The following is a 13,994-nucleotide window of genomic DNA, read 5'->3' on the forward strand; positions in this document are numbered from 1 at the left end:
CGAGCTACCAGCGGTAGTGGGCGAAGGCCTTGTTGGACTCCGCCATCTTGTGGGTGTCCTCCCGGCGCTTCACGCTCGCGCCGAGGCCGTTGCTCGCGTCGATGAGCTCGTTCATCAGCCGCTCGGTCATCGTCTTCTCGCGACGAGCCCGGGAGTAGCCGACGATCCAGCGCAGCGCGAGGGTCGTGCTGCGACCGGCGCGGACCTCGACCGGCACCTGGTAGGTGGCGCCACCTACCCGGCGGCTGCGCACCTCCAGGGTGGGCTTGACGTTGTCGAGCGCCCGCTTGAGCGTGACGACCGGGTCGTTGCCGGTCTTGTTCTTCGCGCCCTCCAGCGCGCCGTACACGATGCGCTCCGCGACCGACTTCTTGCCGCTCAGCAGCACCTTGTTCACCAGCGCGGTCACCAGGGGTGACCCGTACACCGGGTCGACCACGACGGCGTGCTTGGGCGCGGGCCCCTTGCGCGGCATCAGCCCTTCTCCTTCTTCGCGCCGTAGCGGCTACGAGCCTGCTTGCGGTTACGGACGCCCTGCGTGTCGAGAGCGCCTCGGACGATCTTGTAACGAACGCCCGGAAGGTCCTTCACACGACCGCCACGAACCAGGACGATCGAGTGCTCCTGCAGGTTGTGGCCGACGCCGGGAATGTAGGCGGTGACCTCGATCCCGCTGTTCAGCCGGACACGCGCGACCTTGCGCAGCGCCGAGTTCGGCTTCTTCGGGGTGGTCGTGTAGACGCGGGTGCACACGCCACGACGCTGAGGGCTCCCCTTGAGTGCCGGGGTCTTGGTCTTCTCGACCTTGTCCTGCCGGCCCTTGCGGACCAGCTGCTGGATCGTGGGCAACGCCGCTCCCGTTCCTGTGACGCCTCGTCGTACTGCCTTGGGCAACCAGACCGGTACGCCGGCCTACCTGCTAACTCTTGCGAATCGCACCCGAGCCACCGCGGTGGCCTCGACCGGCATCTCCGACCCACGCGGTCGGGCGTGTCGCGCCGTTTCGCCCGAGGAGGATCGTGAATTCGGCTGATCCAACTGCGGTGGACAGCGCGCCAGCCCGCCCGGCCGCTTCGCGGAACCGAGCCCGACAGTCGCCGACGGACACCCAGGCGGTGACTTTACGTCAACCTGCCAGGCACCACGGCGCCACATCGAAGTGCAAGACGCGCGCCGGAGCCACGTGGACTCCGGCCACAGGAACCAACAGTACTCCACGGCCGCGTCACGTGTCGAACGGGGTATCGGACGACGTCCGACGCAGACACCGCGGCCCCACAAACCCACGACCTCGACCGCATCGGAGCCAACCGAGCCCGCTCCCGACGAATTTCGCCCTCGCGCGACCACGGCCCGCCCATGGGCACCGACCACCACCGGCGGCGCCCGGCGGGCATCCGCCGACTCGTCGAGACACGGCCCGGTCGCCGCCACGCCCGGACCTCGCATAGTCCGGGAACCGCCGGCCCGCGTCGGACCGGCTCACCGGAGCCGACAATCCACTACCCGCACGACGGGGCGGCCGGACTCCGGCATCTTCACCGAAGGCAGCGGGCCGAGCACCGGGGCCCGCGGACCTCCGCGGCCCTGGTCCTGGCACGCTGTACGAGACAGCACGATACCGGCATCGGAGGTCCACGAGGACATGTTTGACGCAGTTGGCGGGCAGCCGCCGGCAGCCCAACCCAGTTCTGCAGTCCCACCCAGTTCTGCAGTCCCATCCGACTCCGCGGCTCCCGGTGACTCCGGTGCCGGCCGGCGCCGGCCGACCCGCGCCGAGCTGCTCGCCGCCTACGACACCGCGGTCCCCGACCTCGTCGCCCCGCGGACCACCGTGCTGCTGTGCGGGATCAACCCGTCCCTGGAGTCCGGGGCGACCGGCTTCCACTTCGGCACGCCGAGCAACCGGCTGTGGCCGGTCCTGCACCTCGCCGGCTTCACCCCGCGCCGGCTGCACCCCAGCGAGACCGGGGAGCTGACCAGCCGCGGCATCAGCATCACCAACCTGGTCAACCGGTCCACCGCCCGCGCCGATGAGATCAGCGACGACGAGGTGCGGGCCGGCGTCACCCGGCTCACCGAGCTCGTCGAGCGGATCTCGCCGCGCTGGGTGGCCTTCCTCGGCCTGGCCGCCTACCGCGTCGGCTTCGGCCGGCGCCGTGCGCAGGTCGGTCGGCAGCCGGAGACCCTGGGCCCGGCCGGCATCTGGCTGCTGCCCAACCCGAGCGGTCTGAACGCGCACTACCAGCTGCCCGACCTGGTCCGGGTGTACGGCGAGCTGCGCGAGGCGGCCTACCCCGACGGGTGATCGCGACCGGGATCACCGGCCCGGCTCAACGCCGGGCGTGCTCCAGCGGGTCGGTGGGGATGCCGTCGGGCAGACGGTCGGCGAGGGGGGCGAGGAAGTCCGCTCCGACCGGCGCCTCGACCTCGACGCGCGAACCGCCGGCCCAGGCGGCGTCGAAGGCGAGCCGCCAGGAATGCAGGAAGGTGCGGGTCACGGGCGCCCGGTCGAACAGGGGATCGCCCTCGATGGGATGACCGATCCAGGCCAGGTGCACCCGGATCTGGTGACGCCGCCCGGTCTGCGGCGTCGCCGCGAGCAGGGTGTGTTCGCCGCCCTCCCAGACCCGGGCGATCGTCGTGACCGAGGGATAGGTCCGCACGTGGCCGAAGACCGCACCAGGCGGGACGGACCAGTGCCTCCCGTCCGGCGCCTCACCGGACGCGAGCAGGTCGCCGGATGGGAGCAGGTCGCCGGGACGGCGGCGCGAGGCGGTGATGTCGGCCCGGTTCGCGGCCACCCGGACCCGGTTCTTGCGGCCCACGCTCAGCGGCAGATCGATGGTCCCCGCCGCGGGCAGGCCGCGGGTGCGGGTCAGCGCGAGATAGCGCTTGCCGACCGTGCGCCGCTGGAACTGCCTGGTCAGGTCGCCGTGGAAGCGCAGCTCCTTGGCGAACAGCACGACTCCCGACGTGACCTTGTCGATCCGGTGCACGGGGAACAGCTCCTCGCCGGCGTCGGCAGCGAGCCGGACGAGGTCGGTGTCGTGCCGCTCCCCCATGACCGAGATGCCGGCGGGCTTGTCGAGCACGAGGACGGCGTCGTCCTCGTAGATCGTGTGCACGCGCCGGATCTCGGCCCAGTCGGCCACGAGGCCCCCCAACTCATCGATCACTCGGCATCAACCCGGCCCGTCCCGACTTCCTTGCCTTTCCAGAGGCCTTCTCGCCCGAAACATCCCTCTGGAAAGGCCAGGAACCGGCGAGGACGCGGCAAGGAACCGGGCGTGGAACGCCGCCGGCCCGGTGTCCCCGGACAGGGGGGCACCGGGCCGGCGGGATCGGCTCAGGGCAGGGTCAGCGGAAGTCGCCCGAGCTGCGGTAGTCGAACTCGTCCAGCGGGACGGCCTGGCCGGAGCCGGTGCCGAACGCGCCGTACTCCACGCTGCCGCCGTCCTCGTACGCACCGACGGAGTACATCGCGGCGCGCGCCTCCTCGGTCGGCTCGACCCGGATGTTGCGGTACCGGGAGATGCCGGTGCCGGCCGGGATGAGCTTACCGATGATGACGTTCTCCTTGAGGCCGACGAGCGAGTCCGACCGGGCGTTGATCGCCGCGTCGGTGAGCACCCGGGTCGTCTCCTGGAAGGAGGCCGCCGACAGCCACGACTCGGTGGCCAGCGACGCCTTGGTGATCCCCATCAGCACCGGGCGGGCCGAGGCCGGCTGGCCGCCGGACTCCACCACCCGGCGGTTCTCCGACTCGAACCGGGCCCGCTCGCACAGCTCGCCGGGCAGCAGGTTGGTCTCGCCGGACTCCAGCACGTTCACCCGCTTGAGCATCTGGCGGATGATGATCTCGATGTGCTTGTCGTGGATCGACACACCCTGCGACCGGTACACCTCCTGGACCTGGTCGACCAGGTGGAGCTGGACCTGGCGCGGGCCGAGGATGCGCAGCACCTCGTGCGGGTCGACGGCACCGTCGACGACCTGGCTGCCGACCTCGATGTGGTCGCCCTCGCGGACCCGCAGGCGTGAGCGCCGCGAGACCGGGTAGGCGATCTCCTCGCTGCCGTCGTCGGGCACCACCACGACCTTGAAGGTCTTCTCGGTCTCCTCGATCTTCACTCGACCGGAGACCTCGGTGATGGGCGCCTTGCCCTTCGGGCTGCGGGCCTCGAACAGCTCGACGACACGCGGCAGACCCTGGGTGATGTCGTCACCGGCGACACCACCGCTGTGGAAGGTACGCATCGTGAGCTGAGTGCCCGGCTCGCCGATGGACTGGGCGGCGACGATGCCGACGGCCTCGCCGACGTCGACCAGCTTGCCGGTGGCCAGCGAACGCCCGTAGCACTGGGCGCACACCCCCATCCGGGACTCGCACGTCAGCGCCGAACGGACCCGGACCGACTCGATGCCGGCCTCGATGATCTGGCCGATCGCGACGTCCCCGGCGTCGGTGCCGGCGGGCACGATGATCTCGCCGTGCTCGTCGACCGCGTCGGAGGCCAGCGTCCGCGCGTAGGCCGAGGTCTCGGCGTAGCGGTCGCGCACGAGCACGCCGTCCGCGCCGCGCCGGGCGATCCGGGTGAGGATGCCGCGCTCGGTGCCGCAGTCCTCCTCGCGGACGATGACGTCCTGGCTGACGTCGACGAGCCGGCGGGTCAGGTAGCCGGAGTCGGCGGTCCGCAGGGCGGTGTCGGCGAGACCCTTACGGGCACCGTGGGTCGAGATGAAGTACTCGAGCACCGTGAGGCCCTCGCGGAAGTTCGCCTTGATCGGCCGCGGGATGATCTCACCCTTGGGGTTGGAGACCAGGCCACGCATGCCGGCGAGCTGCCGGATCTGCATCATGTTTCCGGCGGCTCCGGAGTTGACCAGCACGTAGACCGGGTTGGTCTGCGGGAAGTTCTTCTCCATCGCCTCGGCGATCTTGTTCGTCGCCTCGGTCCAGATCTGGACCAGCTCGCTGCGGCGCTCCTCGTCGGACAGGAAGCCGCGGTCGAACTGCTTCTGCACCCGGTCGGCCCGCTGCTCGTAGTCGTCGAGGATCTCGGCCTTGTTCGGCGGCGCGACGACGTCCTCGATCGCGACGGTGACCCCGGACCGGGTGGCCCAGTAGAAACCGGCGCTCTTCAGGGCGTCCAGGGTCGCCGCGACCTGGATCTTCGGGTACCGCTCGGCCAGGTCGTTGACGATCGCGGCCTGGGCCTTCTTGTTCAGCTGGGCGTTGATGAAGGGGTAGCCCTCCGGCAGCGCCTCGTTGAGCAGGCAGCGGCCGAACGTGGTCTCCAGGTTGAACACGTCCCCGGTGACCCAGTCGGCCGGCGGCACCCAGTCCGACGGCGGGGTGGTGTCGCGCAGCCGGACGCTGATCCGCGCCTGCAGCGCGATCTCCCGGGCGTCGAAGGCCATCTGGGCCTCGGCGACCGAGGAGAACGCCCGCCCCTCACCGACGGCGCCCTCGGCCAGCGTCGACAGGTGGAACACGCCGGTGACCATGTCGAGGCTGGGCATCGCCAGCGGCCGGCCGGACGCCGGCGAGAGGATGTTGTTGCTCGACAGCATCAGGATCCGCGCCTCGGCCTGCGCCTCGGCGGACAGCGGCAGGTGCACCGCCATCTGGTCGCCGTCGAAGTCGGCGTTGAACGCCGTGCAGACCAGCGGGTGGATCTGGATGGCCTTGCCCTCGACGAGCTGCGGCTCGAAGGCCTGGATGCCGAGACGGTGCAGGGTCGGCGCCCGGTTGAGCAGCACCGGGTGCTCGGTGATGACCTCCTCGAGCACGTCCCACACCACCGGGCGGGCCCGCTCGACCATCCGCTTCGCCGACTTGATGTTCTGCGCGTGGTTGAGGTCCACCAGGCGCTTCATCACGAACGGCTTGAACAGCTCCAGCGCCATCTGCTTGGGCAGACCGCACTGGTGCAGCTTGAGCTGCGGACCGACGACGATGACCGACCGGCCGGAGTAGTCGACCCGCTTGCCGAGCAGGTTCTGGCGGAACCGGCCCTGCTTGCCCTTGAGCATGTCGGACAGCGACTTCAGCGGGCGGTTGCCCGGGCCGGTGACCGGCCGGCCGCGGCGGCCGTTGTCGAACAGCGCGTCGACGGCCTCCTGCAGCATCCGCTTCTCGTTGTTGACAATGATCTCGGGCGCGCCGAGGTCGAGCAGCCGCTTGAGCCGGTTGTTCCGGTTGATCACGCGGCGGTACAGGTCGTTGAGGTCGGAGGTGGCGAACCGGCCACCGTCGAGCTGCACCATCGGCCGCAGGTCCGGCGGGATCACCGGGACGCAGTCGAGCACCATCCCCATCGGGGAGTTGCGGGTGTTCAGGAACGCCGAGACGACCTTGAGCCGCTTGAGCGCGCGGGCCTTCTTCTGCCCCTTGCCGCTGCGGATGGTCTCGCGCAGCGACTCCGCCTCCGCGGCCAGGTCGAAGTCGGCGAGCCGGCGCTGCAGCGCCTCGGCGCCCATGCCGCCGTCGAAGTACTGGCCGAACCGGTCGCGCAGCTCGCGGTAGAGCAGCTCGTCCGGCTCCAGGTCCTGGACCTTCATGTTCTTGAAACGGTCGAAGACCCGGTCCAGATCGTCGATCTTGCGCTGCGCGCGGTCGCGGATCTGGCGCATCTCGCGCTCGGCCGACTCGCGGACCTTGCGCCGCGCGTCGCCCTTGGCGCCCTCGGCCTCCAGCTGCGCGAGATCGGTCTCGAGCCGCTTCTGCCTGGTCTCGACGTCGGCGTTCTTCTTGTCCTCGAGCTGCTGCTTCTCGACGCCGATGCGGGCCTCGAGGGTGGGCAGGTCGCGGTGCCGCGCGTCGATGTCGACCTTGGTGATCATGTAGGCGGCGAAGTAGATGACCTTCTCGAGGTCCTTCGGCGCCAGGTCCAGCAGGTAGCCGAGCCGGCTCGGGACACCCTTGAAGTACCAGATGTGGGTGACCGGGGCGGCCAGCTCGATGTGCCCCATGCGCTCACGGCGCACCTTGGCGCGGGTGACCTCGACGCCACAGCGCTCGCAGATGATGCCCTTGAACCGGACCCGCTTGTACTTGCCGCAGTAGCATTCCCAGTCCCGGGTCGGACCGAAGATCTTCTCGCAGAAGAGCCCGTCCTTCTCCGGCTTCAGGGTGCGGTAGTTGATCGTCTCCGGCTTCTTGACCTCACCATGCGACCACTGACGGATGTCGTCCGCGGTGGCAAGTCCGATGCGCAGTTCGTCGAAGAAGTTGACGTCCAGCAAGACTGTCGCCTGCTCTCTCTTTCTCGGTCGGGACGCTGGAGTCGGATGGACCGCCGGGGGCCCGCCGCCCGGTCAGGGCGGGTGGGCCGGGCCCCCGGCGCCCGCTCAGACCTCCTCGACGCTGCTCGGCTCGCGCCGGGACAGGTCGATCCCGAGTTCCTCCGCCGCACGGAAGACGTCCTCGTCGGTGTCACGCATCTCGATCTGCACACCGTCGCTGGAGAGGACCTCGACGTTGAGGCACAGCGACTGCATCTCCTTGATGAGCACCTTGAACGACTCCGGGATGCCGGGCTCCGGAATGTTCTCGCCCTTGACGATCGCCTCGTAGACCTTGACCCGGCCCACGACGTCGTCGGACTTGATGGTCAGCAGCTCCTGCAGGGCGTAGGCGGCGCCATACGCCTCCAGCGCCCACACCTCCATCTCGCCGAACCGCTGGCCACCGAACTGCGCCTTACCACCCAGGGGCTGCTGGGTGATCATCGAGTAGGGGCCGGTCGACCGGGCATGGATCTTGTCGTCGACCAGGTGCAGCAGCTTGAGGATGTAGATGTAGCCGACCGCCACCGGGTACGGGTACGGCTCGCCGGTACGGCCGTCGAACAGCGTGGCCTTGCCGGAGGAGCCGATGAGCTGGACCCCGTCGCGGTTCGGCAGGGTGGAGTCGAGCAGACCGGTGATCTCCTCCTCCCGGGCGCCGTCGAAGACCGGGGTGGCCACGTTGGTTCCGGCCGGGGCGGCGTCCGCGCCGATGCCGCGCAGCCGCTCCTTCCACTCCTCGTCGCCGGTGTCGACCTGCCAGCCGGTCTTGGCGACCCACCCGAGATGGGTCTCCAGGATCTGGCCGATGTTCATCCGGCGCGGGACGCCGTGCGGGTTGAGCACGATGTCGACCGGGGTGCCGTCCTCGAGGAAGGGCATGTCCTCGGCCGGAAGGATCTTGGCGATGACACCCTTGTTGCCGTGCCGGCCGGCGAGCTTGTCGCCGTCGGTGATCTTCCGCTTCTGCGCGACGTAGACCCGGACCAGCTCGTTGACGCCGGGCGGGAGCTCGTCGCCGTCCTCGCGGGAGAACACCCGGACGCCGATGACCTTGCCGGACTCGCCGTGCGGCACCTTCAGCGAGGTGTCGCGGACCTCCCGGGCCTTCTCCCCGAAGATCGCCCGCAGCAGCCGCTCCTCGGGGGTCAGCTCGGTCTCGCCCTTCGGGGTGACCTTGCCGACCAGGACGTCACCGGGCGAGACCTCGGCACCGATCCGGATGATCCCGCGCTCGTCGAGGTCGGCGAGGACCTCCTCGGCGACGTTGGGGATGTCGCGGGTGATCTCCTCCGGGCCGAGCTTGGTGTCCCGGGCGTCGACCTCGTGCTCCTCGATGTGGATCGAGGACAGCACGTCGTCCTGCACGAGGCGCTGCGACAGGATGATCGCGTCCTCGTAGTTGTGCCCCTCCCACGGCATGAAGGCGACCAGCAGGTTCTTGCCGAGCGCCATCTCGCCGTTGTCGGTGCACGGGCCGTCCGCGATGACCTGGCCGGCCTCGACCCTGTCCCCCTCGAACACGATCGGCTTCTGGTTGATGCAGGTGCCCTGGTTCGACCGGCGGAACTTCGCCAGCCGGTAGGTGCGCCGGGTGCCGTCGTCGTGCATGACGGTGATGTAGTCCGCCGAGAGGTCCTCGACGACGCCCGCCTGGACGCAGACCACCACGTCGCCGGCGTCCTTGGCCGCGCGGGCCTCCATCCCGGTACCGACCAGCGGCGCCTCGGAGCGCAGCAGCGGCACCGACTGGCGCTGCATGTTGGAGCCCATGAGCGCGCGGTTGGCGTCGTCGTGCTCGAGGAACGGGATCATCGCGGTGGCCACGGACACCATCTGCCGCGGCGAGACGTCCATGTAGTCGACCTCGTCCGGCGGGATGAACTCGACCTCACCGCCCTTGCGGCGGACCAGCACGCGGTCCTCGGCGAACGCGCCGTCGGGCTGCAGCGGCGTGTTGGCCTGCGCCTTGACGTGCCGGTCCTCCTCGTCCGCGGTCAGGTAGTCGATCTGGTCGGTGACCCGGCCGTTGACGACCTTGCGGTACGGCGTCTCGACGAAGCCGAACGGGTTGACCCGCGCGAACGTCGACAGCGAGCCGATCAGACCGATGTTCGGGCCTTCCGGCGTCTCGATCGGGCACATCCGGCCGTAGTGGCTGGGGTGCACGTCGCGAACCTCGAAGCCGGCCCGCTCCCGGGACAGACCGCCAGGGCCCAGCGCCGACAGGCGGCGCTTGTGGGTGAGGCCGGCCAGCGGGTTGGTCTGGTCCATGAACTGCGAGAGCTGGCTGGTGCCGAAGAACTCCTTGATGGAGGCGACGACCGGCCGGATGTTGATCAGAGTCTGCGGCGTGATCGCCTCGACGTCCTGGGTGGTCATCCGCTCACGGACGACCCGCTCCATCCGGGCCAGCCCCAGCCGGACCTGGTTCTGGATCAGCTCGCCGACGGTGCGCAGCCGCCGGTTGCCGAAGTGGTCGATGTCGTCGACCTCGTACTCGGCCGGGTCCGCGCCCGCGTGCAGCTTGACGACGTACTCGATCGTGCGCACGATGTCGTCCTCGGTGAGGACGCCGACGTCGTGGGCGATCTCCAGGGTGAGCTTCTTGTTCACCTTGTAGCGGCCGACCTTGGCCAGGTCGTAGCGCTTGGGGTTGAAGAAGAGGTTCTCCAGCAGGGTCTGCGCCGACTCCCGCGTCGGCGGCTCGCCCGGGCGCAGCTTGCGGTAGATGTCCAGCAGTGCGTCGTCCTGGCTGGCCGTGTGGTCCTTCTCCAGGGTGATGCGCATCGACGGGTAGTCGCCGAACCGCTCCAGGATGCGCGCCTCGTCCCAGCCCAGCGCCTTGAGCAGCACGGTGACCGACTGGCGGCGCTTACGGTCGATCCGGACGCCGACGGTGTCCCGCTTGTCGATCTCGAACTCCAGCCAGGCCCCGCGCGACGGGATCACCTTGCAGGAGTACAGGTCCTTGTCCGACGCCTTGTCCAGGCTGCGCTCGAAGTACACCCCAGGCGACCGGACGAGCTGGCTGACCACCACACGCTCGGTCCCGTTGATGACGAAGGTGCCCTTGGGGGTCATGAGCGGGAAGTCGCCCATGAACACCGTCTGGCTCTTGATCTCACCGGTGGTGTTGTTGGTGAACTCGGCCGTGACGAACAGCGGGGCCGAGAAGGTCATGTCCTTGTCCTTGCACTCCTCCACGGAGTACTTGGGTGGCTCGAACCGGTGGTCCCGGAAGGACAGGGACATGGAGCCGGAGAAGTCCTCGATCGGGGAGATCTCCTCGAAGACCTCCTCCAGACCGGAGGTGATCGGAACATCGTCCCGGCCCGAGTCGATGGCCTCCTGAACCCGCTCCGCCCAGGCGTCACTACCGATCAGCCAATCGAAGGACTGCGTCTGAAGAGCAAGGAGATCCGGGACCTCGAGAGGCTCGATGATCTTAGCGAACGAGATGCGGGAGGAAGAGCGCGAGGCGGCCAAGGTGGTCCTTCCGGGTGGCCTGATCGTCGGGCTGGCGTCGCGGACGTCAAGGATCCGTCGGGGGGGTGGTCAGGTGATCAGTGTCTCGCTACGGTTGTCGGGAACAGCGGCGGGGGGTGCCCCGCCGGTGAGAGGATGACCGCGAGGCGCACAGGTGCGGCGGCGCCGGGCATCCCGGCGGCCGGTCGCGCGGCCGGAGTCGGCCCTCGTCCCGCAGCGGGTCCGTCGGTCCGGAGTCCGTCGGTCCGCGGAACCGCAGATATCCATCGCGGCAGGCGTTCGGCTGACTGCGGGCACGCCAAAGCGCCGTCGCGGCGCAAGCGCGCGGCAACGCCGGTGTCCGCTGAGAACAACGGGTCGGTGCACGGGCAAAGGTCTGCTCGGAGTCCTCGGTGTGGCTGCCATACAGCCGTGCCACGCACCAGCACGGCCAGCGCGCCTTCACGTCGAACCGGAACCCGCCGCGGGCGCGGCACCGACGACATGGTCGGGACCGCCCAGCGGCGCGTACCGGACCCCCACAGAGAGCCCGACCTCACCGGAGATCCGGTGTCGGCGGAGCCGATGCGACGAAAAGGGCAGCGCAAACTAGCAGTGTAGCCGAAGGGCACACCGCTGGCAAGGACCTGCGTGGCAGGACCACGCGGGGAGAACGTAGCGCACCGCATCTGCTTCCCGACGAGGGTTCGCGACATGATGGAACTCCGATCTACAGAGGTCGTCAACCCCCTTCGGAAAACGTCACGAACGACCCGACCTGCTCATCCGCTTACGTAGCAGCGTGTCTGGGCGTTTCGGGCGCACAGACGCCGCGTGCCGGGACACCTCGGAGGTGCCCCGGCACGCGGGATGCGCCGCGGCCGCGTCGAGCGGCCGCACCGGCCCGCGGCGGCAAGCCAGACGCCGCCGGGACCGGACCCGAAAGACGGGCGGTGTTACTTGACGGTGACCGACGCGCCGGCGCCCTCGAGGGCCGCCTTGGCCTTGTCCGCGGCCTCCTTGGCAACCTTCTCCAGGACAGGCTTGGGCGCCCCGTCGACGAGGTCCTTGGCCTCCTTGAGCCCGAGGCTGGTCAGCGCCCGGACCTCCTTGATGACCTGGATCTTCTTGTCGCCGACGGACTCGAGGATGACGTCGAACTCGTCCTGCTCCTCGGCGGCCGGGGCCTCGCCGCCCGCGCCACCGGCGGCCGGCGCCGCGGCCACGGCGACGGGCGCCGCGGCGGTCACGCCGAAGGTCTCCTCGAACTGCTTCACGAACTCCGAGAGCTCCAGCAGGGTCAGTTCCTTGAACGCGTCGAGCAGCTCTTCGGTCGACAGCTTCGCCATGATGGCGTTTCCTTCCTCGTCAGGGGCGATGATCTCGGCCGGCCGGATGGGCGACCGGTGATCGGGGTGGCTCGTGGGTGGTGCCGGCTGGGCGCGTGCCGGCCCGGCCGGGGCAGGGTGCCCCGTGGGTGGCGGCGGCCGGTCCGGCCACCGTCATCCCGCGGGACGGGCGGTTACTCTGCGGGGGCCTCGGCCGCCTCGGCGGCGGGTGCCTCGGCGGCGGGTGCCTCGGCGCCGGGCTGGCTCGCCCGCTGCTCGCGCAGCGCCTCGGCCAGCCGGGCGACCTGCGACAGCGGGGCGGCGAACAGGCCGACGGCGCCGGCCAGCGACCCCTTCATCGCGCCGGCGAGCTTCGCCAGCAGGACCTCGCGGGACTCCAGATCCGCAAGCTTGCGGATCTCGTCGGCCGTCATCGCCTTGCCCTCGACGACGCCGCCCTTGACCACGAGGGCCGGGTTGGCGCGGGCGAAGTCACGCAGGCCCTTGGCCGCCTCGACCGGGTCGCCGGTGACGAAGGCGACGGCGGTCGGGCCGACGAACAGGTCGTCGATCCCGGTGACGCCGGCCTGCTCCGCAGCAATCTTGGTCAGCGTGTTCTTGACCACCGCGTAGCGCGCGCCCTCGCCGAGGGTGCGCCGCAGCTCGGTGAGCTGGCTCACCGTCAGACCGCGGTACTCCGTGAGGACCGCGGCGGTCGCGCCACGGAACTCCTCGGCGATCTCCGCCACCGCGGCGGTCTTCTCAGGTTTCGCCATGGGGCTCCTTCGGGGTGTCGGCCGGTCATCCGTTCAACCCCGGGAGACGACGAACGCCCCGGCGCAGGCGCACGGGGCGTGAAGAGCGACATCGGCGGGGAGGACGGCGCACCGGCGCCGACCGCCTCGGAGCTGGCGCGGTCCTTGCTTCCGTCACCTGCGCGGGCCGCCCGGGGAAGTTCGGGCCTTCGGCCGTCGCTCGGCCCGGGCGAGGAAACGGATCCCCCACCTGGGCGACGACGGCGACCAGCGGTCTTCGGTGTGAAACGTGTTCGTACGAAGTGTACGCGACGATCTCGCGTCCACGATTCCTTGCCTTTCCACAGGGATGAAACGGGCACGTAAGCCTGTGGAAAGGCAAGGGGTTCCGTGCGAGCTGGCCTCGGTTCCCCGGGGCCGGCGGGCTCAGGCGGGGACACCCTCTTCGAGCAGGTTGCGGGTGCGGTTCGGGTCGACCGGGATGCCCGGGCCCATCGTGGTGGCGAAGGTGACCTTCTTCAGGTAGCGGCCCTTCGCCGCCGAGGGCTTCACTCGGACGATCTCGTCCAGGGCGGCCGTGTAGTTCTCGATCAGCTGGGCATCGGTGAAGTTCGTCTTCCCGATGACGATGTGCAGGTTGCCCTGCTTGTCCACCCGGAAGTTGATCTTTCCGCCCTTGATGTCGGAGACGGCCTTGCCGATGTCCAGCGTGACGGTGCCGGTCTTCGGGTTCGGCATCAGCCCGCGGGGGCCGAGGATACGGGCGATCCGCCCGACCTTGGCCATCTGGTCCGGCGTCGCCACCGTCGCGTCGAACTCCAGGAAGCCCTCCTGGATGCGGGCGACCAGGTCGTCGCTGCCGACGATGTCGGCGCCGGCCGCGCTCGCCTCGGCGGCCTTCTCACCGGTGGCGAAGACGGCGACGCGCGGCGACTTGCCGGTGCCGTGCGGCAGGTTGACGGTCCCGCGGACCATCTGGTCGGCCTTGCGCGGGTCGACCCCGAGACGGATCGCGACCTCGACGGTCGCGTCGTACTTCGTGGTCGAGGTCTCCTGGGCGAGCCGGACTGCATCCAGCGGGCTGTAGAGGTTCTCCGGGTTGATCTTTTCGGCGGCGGCCCGGTAGGCCTTGCTGCGCTTCATGCTGTCT

At 69.8% G+C, this 13,994-nt stretch carries 9 protein-coding genes; 1 reads left to right on the top strand and 8 read right to left on the bottom strand.

Features of this window, described 5'->3' with window-relative positions; translation table 11 throughout:
- Positions 1-4 precede the first annotated feature (4 nt).
- Positions 5-475 carry a 30S ribosomal protein S7 gene (gene rpsG, locus FRAQA3DRAFT_RS18270; protein ID WP_009740531.1) on the bottom strand — a complete coding sequence of 157 codons (471 nt, stop codon included), beginning with the start codon at positions 473-475 and terminating at the stop codon, positions 5-7.
- Positions 475-849 (bottom strand): 30S ribosomal protein S12, encoded by a 375-nt coding sequence (rpsL, locus tag FRAQA3DRAFT_RS18275; protein ID WP_009740532.1) that lies wholly within the window; start codon positions 847-849, stop codon positions 475-477. Before rpsL ends, rpsG begins: the two co-directional genes overlap by 1 nt.
- Positions 850-1,645: 796 nt before the next feature.
- Between rpsL and mug the strand changes: the two genes are divergently transcribed.
- The gene (gene mug, locus FRAQA3DRAFT_RS18280; RefSeq protein WP_009740533.1) at positions 1,646-2,308 is read left to right on the top strand and encodes a G/U mismatch-specific DNA glycosylase; all 663 of its coding nucleotides are present in this window, start codon (positions 1,646-1,648) and stop codon (positions 2,306-2,308) included.
- A 25-nt stretch (positions 2,309-2,333) separates the two neighbouring features.
- Here mug and FRAQA3DRAFT_RS18285 read toward each other — a convergent pair whose 3' ends face one another.
- The 6 genes from FRAQA3DRAFT_RS18285 to rplA all read right to left on the bottom strand — a co-directional run bounded on the left by FRAQA3DRAFT_RS18285 (position 2,334) and on the right by rplA (position 13,987).
- Positions 2,334-3,155 carry an RluA family pseudouridine synthase gene (locus FRAQA3DRAFT_RS18285; protein WP_009740534.1) on the bottom strand — a complete coding sequence of 274 codons (822 nt, stop codon included), beginning with the start codon at positions 3,153-3,155 and terminating at the stop codon, positions 2,334-2,336.
- Positions 3,156-3,360: 205 nt separating this feature from the next.
- Positions 3,361-7,251 (bottom strand): DNA-directed RNA polymerase subunit beta', encoded by a 3,891-nt coding sequence (locus tag FRAQA3DRAFT_RS18290; protein WP_009740535.1) that lies wholly within the window; start codon positions 7,249-7,251, stop codon positions 3,361-3,363.
- A 105-nt stretch (positions 7,252-7,356) separates the two neighbouring features.
- Positions 7,357-10,782 (bottom strand): DNA-directed RNA polymerase subunit beta, encoded by a 3,426-nt coding sequence (rpoB, locus tag FRAQA3DRAFT_RS18295; RefSeq protein ID WP_009740536.1) that lies wholly within the window; start codon positions 10,780-10,782, stop codon positions 7,357-7,359.
- Between the two features lie 935 nt (positions 10,783-11,717).
- Positions 11,718-12,110 carry a 50S ribosomal protein L7/L12 gene (gene rplL, locus FRAQA3DRAFT_RS18300; protein WP_009740537.1) on the bottom strand — a complete coding sequence of 131 codons (393 nt, stop codon included), beginning with the start codon at positions 12,108-12,110 and terminating at the stop codon, positions 11,718-11,720.
- A 173-nt stretch (positions 12,111-12,283) separates the two neighbouring features.
- Positions 12,284-12,865 carry a 50S ribosomal protein L10 gene (gene rplJ, locus FRAQA3DRAFT_RS18305; RefSeq protein WP_009740538.1) on the bottom strand — a complete coding sequence of 194 codons (582 nt, stop codon included), beginning with the start codon at positions 12,863-12,865 and terminating at the stop codon, positions 12,284-12,286.
- A 405-nt stretch (positions 12,866-13,270) separates the two neighbouring features.
- Positions 13,271-13,987, bottom strand: coding sequence for a 50S ribosomal protein L1 (gene rplA, locus FRAQA3DRAFT_RS18310; protein ID WP_009740539.1), 717 nt, complete (start codon positions 13,985-13,987; stop codon positions 13,271-13,273).
- Positions 13,988-13,994: the final 7 nt, after the last annotated feature.

The sequence above is a fragment of the Frankia sp. QA3 genome, from assembly GCF_000262465.1.
Classification (GTDB): Bacteria; Actinomycetota; Actinomycetes; order Frankiales; family Frankiaceae; genus Frankia.